General features: G+C 71.4%; 8 protein-coding genes and 1 pseudogene. 6 read left to right on the top strand and 3 right to left on the bottom strand.

Annotated features, from left to right (window positions below):
* Positions 1-807: N-acetylglucosamine kinase (locus PSH25_RS22095; RefSeq protein WP_238660887.1), on the bottom strand; the 807-nt coding region annotated here is incomplete at its 3' end.
* Positions 808-1,013: 206 nt separating this feature from the next.
* Here PSH25_RS22095 and PSH25_RS22090 point away from each other — a divergent pair.
* From PSH25_RS22090 to PSH25_RS22070, 5 genes are read left to right on the top strand one after another with little or no spacing between them, the layout of a single operon-like run.
* Positions 1,014-1,967, top strand: a complete 954-nt coding sequence (locus PSH25_RS22090) for a MurR/RpiR family transcriptional regulator (protein WP_238660886.1) — start codon at positions 1,014-1,016, stop codon at positions 1,965-1,967.
* Positions 1,964-2,713, top strand: a complete 750-nt coding sequence (locus PSH25_RS22085; RefSeq protein ID WP_091403970.1) for a sugar isomerase domain-containing protein — start codon at positions 1,964-1,966, stop codon at positions 2,711-2,713. Before PSH25_RS22090 ends, PSH25_RS22085 begins: the two co-directional genes overlap by 4 nt.
* 26 nt (positions 2,714-2,739) lie before the next feature.
* Positions 2,740-4,191 carry an N-acetylglucosamine/diacetylchitobiose ABC transporter substrate-binding protein gene (gene ngcE / locus PSH25_RS22080; protein ID WP_238660885.1) on the top strand — a complete coding sequence of 484 codons (1,452 nt, stop codon included), beginning with the start codon at positions 2,740-2,742 and terminating at the stop codon, positions 4,189-4,191.
* A gap of 18 nt (positions 4,192-4,209) precedes the next feature.
* Positions 4,210-5,118, top strand: coding sequence for a carbohydrate ABC transporter permease (locus PSH25_RS22075; protein WP_238660884.1), 909 nt, complete (start codon positions 4,210-4,212; stop codon positions 5,116-5,118).
* Positions 5,118-6,047: a carbohydrate ABC transporter permease gene (locus PSH25_RS22070; RefSeq protein WP_238660883.1), complete on the top strand. Its 930-nt coding sequence runs from the start codon at positions 5,118-5,120 to the stop codon at positions 6,045-6,047. Before PSH25_RS22075 ends, PSH25_RS22070 begins: the two co-directional genes overlap by 1 nt.
* 6 nt (positions 6,048-6,053) lie before the next feature.
* On the opposite strand, the gene PSH25_RS22065 is transcribed toward PSH25_RS22070, so the two are convergent.
* Together PSH25_RS22065 and PSH25_RS22060 are read right to left on the bottom strand one after the other, a co-directional pair.
* Positions 6,054-7,748, bottom strand: a complete 1,695-nt coding sequence (locus PSH25_RS22065; RefSeq protein WP_238660889.1) for an ABC transporter ATP-binding protein — start codon at positions 7,746-7,748, stop codon at positions 6,054-6,056.
* 50 nt (positions 7,749-7,798) lie between these two features.
* Positions 7,799-9,505: an ABC transporter ATP-binding protein gene (locus PSH25_RS22060; RefSeq protein ID WP_238660888.1), complete on the bottom strand. Its 1,707-nt coding sequence runs from the start codon at positions 9,503-9,505 to the stop codon at positions 7,799-7,801.
* A 120-nt stretch (positions 9,506-9,625) separates the two neighbouring features.
* On the opposite strand from PSH25_RS22060, the pseudogene PSH25_RS22055 reads away from it, so the two are divergent.
* A pseudogene (locus PSH25_RS22055) lies at positions 9,626-9,933 on the top strand (bifunctional 3'-5' exonuclease/DNA polymerase); the annotation flags it as partial.

The raw sequence follows: 9,933 nt of genomic DNA, 5'->3' as shown, positions 1-9,933 counted from the left end.
CAGGCCGCCGCCGAGCACGATCGGTGTCACCGCCCCGGCGGGGCGGATGCGGCTCACGCTCTCGGTGAGGTGCGCGGCGGCGTCGGTGATCAGCGCGGCGGCGACCGGGTCGCCGTGGGTGGCGGCGTCGACGACAAGCGGCGCGAGCCGGGCCAGTTCGATGGGGGGTCGACGGGTCACCGTCTGGATGGTGGCGTCGACGGTGTCGCGGGGGCGGGCGGCGATGTCCGCGCTGCCCAGGAGTTCGGTGAGCACGGTCGTGGCCAGCGCACCAAGCCCACGGCCGGCGTCCAGGTCGGCGAGCAGCCGGCGCACCGCTTCCCGGCCGAGCCAGAAGCCCGAGCCGGCGTCGCCGAGGAGCCAGCCGTGGCCGTCGGCGATCCGGTCGAGCCGCAGCTCGTGGACGTGCGCGGTGATCGCCCCGGTGCCGGCGATGAGGATGGTTCCGTCCGGGGCGGCGGTGCCGGAGGCGTACGCGACCAGGGCGTCGCCGTGCACCTCGTACGGGCAGCGCAGGCCGGCGTCGTGCCAGGCCTGGTCGAAGGCGGCGCGTCCGGCCGGGTCGGCGAGCAGCCGGCCGGCTCCGGCGAGCCCGATGGTGCCGGCGGCCACCCGGGTCGGGTCGAGGTCGGTGAGCGCCTCGCGGAGCGCGGTCAGCAGTTCGGCGGCGGCGCGTTCGGCACCGTGACTGGTGGGGTTGCCGCCGCCGGCGCGGCCGGTGCCGACGCGTTGCCCGGTGAGGGTGAGGGCGGTCGCCCGGGTGGACGTACCGCCGACATCGAGACCCACCACGACGGTGTCGGACATCGGCACGGGTCTCCTTGCGCGGAACGGCGATCTGGCTTGTTCATGCTGGTCGGCGGCGTCGTGCGGGGCAAGTTTTGGCGGCCCTGGGGGCCTGTGCGGCAGGTAACAGTTTGAAAACTTCGCCCACAGTCTTGACACAGAGGGCCGTTCAGTAAGAACTTTTACCACTAACAGTTAACAGTCTTTTCGGAAAGCGGAGGCAACTCATGGTTGATCACGAGGTGGACGCCGCCGCGGGGACCGCGGTGGTCGACGCCGACGTGCTCGACCGGAGGGTCTCGGCCTCCGACGGGGTGCTGGCCCGGGTCCGCAACGGCCTTGGCGAGTTGACCGGCGCCCTGCGCCGGGTCGCCGAGCACGTGCTCAGCGACCCGGAGGCCGCCGCCCGGTCGACAATCGTCGAGCTGGCCGAGCGGAGCGGCACCTCACCGGCGACCATCACCCGCTTCTGCCGCGCGATGGGCTTCGAGGGGTACGCCGACCTGCGACTGGGCATCGCCTCCGAGACCGGCCGGGCACGCTCGGCCGGCTGGACCGTCGACATCGGACGGGAGATCCAGCCGAGTGACCCGCTGGCCCGGGTGCTCGACCAAATCATGGCCGCCGACACCCGGGCCATGCACGACACCGCCACCCTGCTCGACCTCGCCGAGGTGGAGCGGGCCGCGGTGGCGATCGCCGGCGCCAGCCGGGTGAACATCTTCGGCGCCAGTGGCAGCGCCCTGGTCGGCGAGGAGATGCAGTTCAGCCTGCATCGTATCGGGGTGGCGGCGTGGGCCTGGAACGACGTGCACGAGGGGCTGGCCAGCGCCGCGTTGCTGCGATCGGGGGACGTGGCGCTCGGCATCTCGCACACCGGGCAGACCCGGGAGACGATCGAGATGCTCGCCGAGGCGGGCAGCCGGGGCGCCACGACGCTCGCGCTCACCGGCTTCCCCCGTTCGCCGTTGGCCGAGCTGGCCGACATCGTGCTGCTCACGGCCAGCCAGGCGACGACCTTCCGGCCGGACGCGCTCTCCGCCCGGCACCCCCAGCTGGTGGTGCTCGACCTGCTCTACATCGCCGTCGCCCAACGCACGCACGACCGCGCGCACGCGGCCTTCCGGCGGACCGCGCAGGCCGTCGACGGGCACAAGGCAGCGAAGGGAGCCCATTCATGATCAGCGCCCAGGGGTACGCGGACGCCGTCCGCCCGGTGCTCGACCGGCTGCTCGACTCGGAGGCCGACGGGATCACCCGGGCCGCCGACCTGATCGCCGACAGTCTGCGCGACGGCGGCGTGCTCCAGGCGTTCGGCGCCGGGCACTCGGAGGCGTTCGCCGCCGAGCTGGTCGCCCGGGCCGGCGGGTTGGTCCCCACCAACCGGCTCTCGGTGCGGGACCTGGTGATGCACGGTGACGCCCCGCGCGACGTGCTCGCCGACCCCAAGCTGGAACGTGATCCCTCCATCGCCCACCAGATCTACGCGCTCGCGGCGCCTCAGCCGCGCGACGTGTTCGTGGTGGCGTCCCAGTCCGGCATCAACGGCTCGGTGGTCGAGCTGGCGGCGCTGGTCACCGAGCGCGGTCACCCGTTGATCGCGGTCACCTCGGTCGAGCACACCGCACGGGTGGCTCCACGGCACCCGTCCGGGCATCGGCTCGCCGACCTCGCCGACGTCGTGCTGGACAATGGCGCGCCGTACGGCGATGCACTGCTGCCGCTCGAGGGCGGCGGCGCGGTCTGTGCGGTCTCCTCGGTCACCACGGCGCTGCTGGCGCAGCTGCTGACCGCGGAGGTCGTACGACGGTTCCACCAGGCCGGGGAGGTACCCCCTATCTACCTCTCCGCCAACGTCCCCGGCGGGGACGAGCACAACCTCGCCCTCGAGTCGCGGTACGCCGGACGTCTCCGGCGTACCGCATGACCCGAATTCCACAAGGAGAGACGACGATGTCGATTACCCCCGAACACCCGGCCGCACTCGACCGTCGCACGGTGCTGCGTCGCGCCGCCGCCGTGGGCATGCTCGCCACTCCGGCCATCGGCCTGCTCAGCGCCTGCGCCACCAGCGGCAGCGACGGTGACAGCGAGCAGGTCGCCGGCGGCACGAAGAGCGAGAAGAACCCGCTGGGCGTCAAGGAGGACGCCGCGATCGAGGTGGTCATCTTCAACGGTGGCTACGGCGAGAAGTACGCCACCGACGTGCACGAGCCGCTGTACAAGACGGCGTTCCCCAAGGCGGAGATCAAGCACCAGGCCACCCAGGCCGTCTCCACCGTGCTCCAGCCGCGGTTCGCCTCCGGCAACCCGCCGGAGTTCGTGAACAACTCGGGCGAGAAGTTCCTCGACTTCGGTGCGCTCGTCAACGACGGCCAGCTGCAGGATCTCACCGAGCTGTGGGACGCGCCGTCGGTCGACGACCCGAGCAAGAAGGTCCGCGACACCGTCATCCCGGGCATCGTCGAGCAGGGCATGTTCAGTACCGCAGACGGGCAGCGCAAGCCGTTCGTCCTGTACTACGTGTCGACCGTCTACGGCATCTGGTACTCGGGCAAGCTCTTCAAGGACAACGGCTGGACCGCGCCTACCAACTTCGACCAGTTCAAGGCGCTCTGTGAGCAGATCAAGGCCAAGGGCATCACCCCGTACGGCTACGCCGGGGCGAACGCGGCCTACTACCAGTGGAACGTGATCCTCACCCAGGCCGCGAAGATCGGCGGTGCCGACGTCCTGAAGAACATCGACAACCTGGAGGACGGCGCCTGGAAGCAGGACGCTGTCAAGCAGGCCGCCGAGGCATGGGCGGAGATCGGCGCCAAGTACTCGGACAAGAGCTTCGAGGGGCTCAAGCACACCGACGTGCAGCTGCGACAGAACCAGGGCAAGGTCGCCTTCTACCCGTCCGGCGACTGGCTGGAGAACGAGCAGAATAAGGACACGCCAGCGGGCTTCACCTACCAGCTCATGCCCGTGCCCAGCCTCACCGCGTCGGACAAGCTGCCGGCGGCCGCTATCCGGGCGGCCGGTGGCGAGGGATACTTCGTTTCGTCCAAGAGCAAGAACCCGCGTGGCGGCCTGGAGTACATGCGCCAGATGCTGTCGAAGGCGGGCGCCCGGGGCTTCACCGAGACCGTCGGTGCGGCCACGGTCGTGCCGGCCGGCAGCGAGGGCTTCCAGTTCCCGCCGGGTGTGGCCAGCGCGCAGGTGGCCCTGAAGGCAGCCGGTAAGGACGTGTTCAACATGCTCTTCGACAACTGGTACAAGGAGCTCGACACGGAGGCGCGTACCGCCACCAACGAGCTGATGTTCGGCCGGATCAACGCGGACGCCTTCGTGGAGCGGATCCAGAAGCGCGCCGACGCCATCAAGAAGGACAGCTCCGTCACCAAGTTCAAGCGCTGATCGATCGGAGCTAGGGTCATGCGGCACGGCAAGTATCCATTCGTGATCGGGTTCCTGTTCGCCCCGGTCGCGCTGTACGTGACATTCGTGATCTGGCCGTACGCGCAGGCGTTCCAGATCTCGATGACCAACTGGCGAGGGCTTTCCGCCCCGCAGTGGGTGGGCTTCGACAACTACCGGAGGCTGCTCGACGACGGCGCCTTCTGGAAGGCGGTCCAGCACCACGGCGTACTGCTGCTTGCCCTGCCGCTGATCACCATTGCCATCGCCCTGTTCTTCGCCTTCCTGCTCAACGTGGGCGGCAAGAGCAGCGGTGGTCAACGCCAGGGGGTCTGGGGGGCGAAGTTCTACCGGGTGGTGTTCTTCTTCCCCCAGGTCCTGGCGGTGGCCATCATCGCGGTGTTGTTCCAGATGGTGTACCGGCCGAACGAGTCCGGCCTGATCAACGGCGTGCTGATGAAGTTCGGCCTGGAGCCGGTCCTCTTCCTCATCAAGCCGAACCTGGCCCTCTGGTCGATCATCGCGGTGCTGGTCTGGCAGGCGGTCGGCTTCTACGTGGTGCTCTTCTCGGCGGGAATGGCCTCCATCCCCGGTGAGATCTACGAGGCCGCCGAGATGGACGGGGCGACGAAGGTGACCCTGTTCTTCCGGGTCACCCTGCCGCTGCTGTGGGACACCCTCCAGGTGGCCTGGGTGTACCTCGGGATCGCGGCGTTCGACGCGTTCGCCATCGTGGCGGTGCTCTCGGTGGACGGTGGCGGCCCGGACGGCGCCACCACCGTGCTGGCCATGGAGATCTACCGCAACGCGTTCGTCTACTCGAAGTACGGCTACGCCTCGGCGATGGGCGTGGCGCTGTTCTTCCTCACCCTCACGTTCGCGGCGCTGACGCTGCGGCTCACCAAGCGGGAAAGCGTGGAGTACTGATGAATCCGCAGTCGACGCTGCCGCCGACGCCGGCGGCGCTGCCGCCGAAGACCGGTGACCCGTCCGCCCCCGCCGGGCCGGGGCCCAAGGGCCCCCGCTCGGAGGTACGGTTTTTCGCCGGCCTGGGGCACGTCGCGCTCGCCGTGTGGGCGGTGATCGTGATCGTGCCGATCCTCTGGACCTTCCTCGCCGCGTTCAAGAACACCAGCGAGATCTTCAGCAGCCCGTGGACGCTCCCGGCCGAGCTGCGTTGGGAGAACTTCGGGCGGGCCTGGACCAAGGCGCACGTGGGGCGGTACTTCCTCAACAGCGTGATCGTGGTGTCGTGCAGCACGTTCCTCACCATGCTGCTCGGCGCGATGGCCGCGTACGTGCTGGCCCGCTACAAGTTCTGGGGCAACCGGGCGATCTACTTCCTCTTCGTCTCGGGGTTGGCCTTCCCGGTGTTCCTGGCCCTGGTGCCGCTCTTCTTCGTGGTGAAGAACCTGGGTCTGCTGGACACCCATACCGGCGTGGTACTGGTCTACACCGCGTACTCGTTGCCGTTCACGGTGTTCTTCCTGGCCGCGTTCTTCAAGACGCTGCCGTCGTCGGTGGCCGAGGCGGGGATGATCGACGGCTGCGGGCACAGCCGGCTGTTCTTCCAGGTGATGATGCCGATGGCGAAGCCGGGCCTGATCAGCGTCGCGATCTTCAACATCATCGGCCAGTGGGCGCAGTACCAGCTTCCGTTGGTGCTGCTCTCCAACGCCAAGGACAAGTGGGTGCTCACCCAGGGCATCGCCGACATCTCGGTCAACGCCGGTTACGAGGCGGACTGGTCCGGGCTGTTCGCCGCGCTGACCATCGCCATCCTCCCGATGATCATCGTGTACGCGGTCTTCCAGCGTCAGATCCAGGCCGGCCTCACCTCCGGCGCGGTGAAGTAGGGCGCCTCACCGCTCGTCGACCCGGGTGTGCCAGGAGCTCCACAGGGCGGCGTACGCGCCGCCGGCCGCGACCAGCTCGTCGTGGCTGCCAATCTCGGTGATCCGGCCGTCCGCGAGCACGGCGACCCGGTCGGCGTCGTGCGCGGTGTTGAGCCGGTGCGCGATCGCGATGACGGTCCGCCCGACCAGCACGGCGGCCAGCGCGCGTTCGGTGCGTCGGGCGGTGGACGGGTCGAGCGCGGCGGTCGCCTCGTCCAGGATCAGCGTGTGCGGGTCGGCGAGCACCAACCGGGCGAGCGCGAGCTGCTGGGCCTCGGCCGCCCCGAGCTGCCGGGCCCCGTCGCCGAGCTGGGTGTCCAGGTCGTCGGGCAGCTCGGCGTACCACTCGGCGCCCACGGTGAGCAGCGCGGCGCGCATCTGTTCGTCGGAGGCGTCGGGCGCGGCGAAGGAGAGGTTGTCGCGTACCGAGCCGATGAAGACGTGGTGCTCCTGGGTGACCAGGGCGATCCGGCGGCGTCGTTCGGCCGGGTCGAGGTCGGTGACCGGGCAGCCGCCGATGCTGACGACGCCGTGCCGTGGCGCGTCGATCCCGGCCAGCAGCCGGGCCAGGGTGGACTTGCCGGCGCCGGACGGGCCGACGACGGCCAGCCGCTCACCGGGCTGCACCTCCAGGTCGATGCCGTGCAGCACGTCCGGCCCGTCGTCGGAGTAGGAGAACCGCGCCCCGCGGACGACGAGCCGCTCACCCCGTGAGGAGGCGGTCGTGCCGGGTGGTTCCGGCGGGACCATGCCGACGCCGAGCAGCCGGGCGTACGACGCGAAGCCGCGTTGCGCCTGCTCCGTCCACTGCAACAGCCGGTCCAACGGGTCGATCGCCTGTTGCAGGTAGAGCGCGGCGGCGACCACCGCGCCGAGCGACACCATGTCCCGGGAGAGCAGGTAGCCCCCGACGAGTAGGACCATGGCGACCGGCAGCGGGTAGCTGGCCTCGACGACCGAGAAGAACACGGTACGCAGCGCGAGGGTCGCCCGTCGGGCCCGCCACACCAGCGTGATGCGGCTGGTGCCGTGCCGGACCCGGTCGTCGGCCAGCCGCAGCGCCTCCACCGTGCGCGCGCCCTCGGCGGTGGTGGTCAGCGTCTCGGTCAGCTCGGCCGCCGCCGCGCCCTCGGCGAGGTACGCGGAGCTGGCCCGGCGCAGGTACCAGCGGGTCACCGCCAGGATCGACGGGAGCCCGGCCAGCGCGGCCAGCCCGAGCAGCGGGTGCAGCAGGAAGATCGCGCCGAACAGCAACGTCAACTGCACCGTGGCGATGACGATGGTGGGCACCACGTCCCGGACGGTGGTGCCGACCGTCGACACGTCGACCGAGCTGCGGGTGGCCAGGTCACCGGCGCCGGCGCGTTCGACGACCGAGACGGGCAGCCCGAGGGTCCGGGAGACGAACTCCTCGCGCAGCTCGGCGACGGCCCGTTCGCCGAAGCGGTGGCCGGCGTACTGGGCGTACCGGGAGAGCAGGGCGCTGACCAGGACGCAGCCGGCGATGGCCAGTGCCAGCCGGTCCACCGTGGCCACGCCCGCGCCGGCGGTGACCCGGTCGACGATGGTGCCCAGCAGCCACGGCGGGGCGAGCCCGGCGACCGCAGCGGCGCTGTGCAGCGCCAGCACGACCCCGACGGCGCGCCGGTGCCGGCTGATCATGTCCCGTAGGGCCCGGCGTACGGTGCCGCGGTCGGCCACCGGCAGCCGGCTCACCGGTACGCCTCCTCGCTGCCGCGGGCCACCAGGTGCCGGTAGGCCGGGTCACGGTCGAGCAGGTCGGCGTGACTGCCGGTGGCGGTGATCCGGCCGGCGCTCAGGTGCGCGACCAGGTCGGCCCGGCCGAGTAGCAGCGGTGACGTGGCGATGACCACGGTGGTCCGCCCGGCCCGCGCGGCCCGCAGCCGCTCGGCGATCCGTGCCTCGGTGTGCGCGTCCACCGCCGAGGTCGGGTCGACGAGGATGAGCACCTCCGGCTCGCTGTGCAGCGCCCGGGCCAGGCGGACCCGTTGGCGCTGACCGCCGGAGAGCGTCCGGGCGCGGGCGTCGATCGGGGTGTCCAGTCTGGCGGGCAGGGAGTCGACGATGTCCTGCGCCGAGGCGGTCCGCAGGGCCGCGCCGATCCGTTCGTCATCGTCGTCGGCCCCGGCGCCCAGGATGTCGCGCAGCGTTCCGCCGAAGAGGTAGGAGTCGTGGTCGGCGACGAGGATCCGCGCGCGGACCTCGTCCAGGGCGACCTCGCGCAGCGGCACGCCGCCCCAGGTGACGTCGCTGACGACGTACCGGCCGAGCCGGTCGGCCAGCGCCACGGCCGCCGCCGGATCGTCTGCCGCCACGCCGGTCAGCTGGCCGGCGCGCACGGTCAGGCCGGTCACCGGGTCGTGCAGGTCGGCCGGGCCGTCAGGCGCTCCCGGGTCGTCCGGCCGCCGGGTCTCCGGCACGGAGCCCGGCCACCGCCGACCCGGGCCACCGACGTCGTCCGGTGTCACGGTGAGCAGGTCGGCGATCCGCCGGGCGGCAACCCGCCCTCGGATCAGCACGTAACTGCCCTCAAGGAGGAACCAGACCGGCACGACCAGGGTCGCCACGTAGCCGTAGACGGCGACCAGCTCGCCGATCGTGACGTCACCGGTCACCGCCATCCGGGCCGTCAGCCACACCACGGCAGCCAGGAACAACCCGGGGATGGCGACCGTCGCCGCGTCGATCCAACTGTTGACCGCGCCGACCCGGTAACCCTCGGCGCGCAGCTCCTGGGACCGGGCCGCGTACCGCCGGGCGAACAGGTCCCGGCCGCCCACCCCGGCGAGCACCCGCAGCCCGGCCACGATGTCTCCGGATCGGGCGGTGAGCGCGCCCTGTTGCCGGCGGTAGACCGATTCGACCTGCTCCAGGCGGCGCAGCAGCGGCCCCACGACCAGACCGACCGCCGGCACCCCCACCAGCACGCAGAGCGCGAGCATCGGGGAGATCGACCAGAGCACCACGGCGATGACCCCGTACGCGACGACCGCGCCGACGCCCGGCCCGGTCAGCGTCAGTGCCTGCGCCGTCCAGTCGATGTCGGAGCCGCCGATGGTGGACACCTCGCCCGCCCCGACCCGGCGGGGCAGCACGGCGCCGATGCGGGACAGGTGGCGCAGCAGCACCTCCGCCGAGCGGGCCTTGGCGTCCTCCCGGATGAAGGTCATCGTGCGGTGCCGCATGATGCCCAGGTAGGACAGGCCCACGCCCGCGACGACGATCGCCGCGACCCAGAGCGCCAGGGCCTGGGTGTCGCGTTCGCGCAGCCCGTCGTCGACGGCGCGGGCGATCAGGTAGGGCCGGGCCGAGAGCCCGATCATCCAGGCCGTGCCGATCAGGCTGCCGCGCAGCACCCGCCAGGGTTGGCAGCGGACCAGCCACCAGAGGTATCGCATCGGGCCCCGGGTGTCGGGGGTGCCAGGATCGGGATGCGGGATCTGCGGAGGCACCCGGTCACGCTACCGACCGGCCCCGACAGCCCACCGACCCGACAGCGGTGAGGTGCGCCTCCGTTTCTGTCGGACGGGAGAGGCAGAATCACGTTCGTGCTGGTGGCGGTGGTGTCCGACGAGCGGGGTGGGGGAGTGCTGTGCCCGCTGGACGCCACCGGCCGACCGACCGGCCCGCCCGAGGTCGTCACCGATCTGGTCGCCGCGGTCGCCGCGCGTGAAGCCGCCGCGCACCCGCGCTGGGTCTGGTCGAGCGCCGCGGCGGTCTACCCGACGCTGCTGCGCGCCGGCGTCCGGGTCGATCGGTGTCACGACGTGGAGTTGACCGAGGCGTTGCTGCTCGGGCACGCGGGCCGCTGGGGCGAGCCCCGCTC

The organism is Micromonospora foliorum, from assembly GCF_022229015.1.
In the GTDB taxonomy this organism is placed as follows: Bacteria; Actinomycetota; Actinomycetes; order Mycobacteriales; family Micromonosporaceae; genus Micromonospora; species Micromonospora foliorum.
The sequence above is the reverse complement of the archived record's forward strand: the minus strand, read 5'-3'. Positions and strand labels throughout refer to the sequence as shown.

What these genes read in the sequence shown, in the direction of transcription:
- PSH25_RS22090 (WP_238660886.1), top strand. Translation starts at nt 1,014, where the DNA reads ATGGTTGATCACGAGGTGGACGCCGCCGCGGGGACCGCGGTGGTCGAC.
- PSH25_RS22085 (WP_091403970.1), top strand. Translation starts at nt 1,964, where the DNA reads ATGATCAGCGCCCAGGGGTACGCGGACGCCGTCCGCCCGGTGCTCGAC.
- ngcE (WP_238660885.1), top strand. Translation starts at nt 2,740, where the DNA reads ATGTCGATTACCCCCGAACACCCGGCCGCACTCGACCGTCGCACGGTG.
- PSH25_RS22075 (WP_238660884.1), top strand. Translation starts at nt 4,210, where the DNA reads ATGCGGCACGGCAAGTATCCATTCGTGATCGGGTTCCTGTTCGCCCCG.
- PSH25_RS22070 (WP_238660883.1), top strand. Translation starts at nt 5,118, where the DNA reads ATGAATCCGCAGTCGACGCTGCCGCCGACGCCGGCGGCGCTGCCGCCG.
- PSH25_RS22065 (WP_238660889.1), bottom strand. Translation starts at nt 7,748, where the DNA reads ATGATCAGCCGGCACCGGCGCGCCGTCGGGGTCGTGCTGGCGCTGCAC.
- PSH25_RS22060 (WP_238660888.1), bottom strand. Translation starts at nt 9,505, where the DNA reads ATGCGATACCTCTGGTGGCTGGTCCGCTGCCAACCCTGGCGGGTGCTG.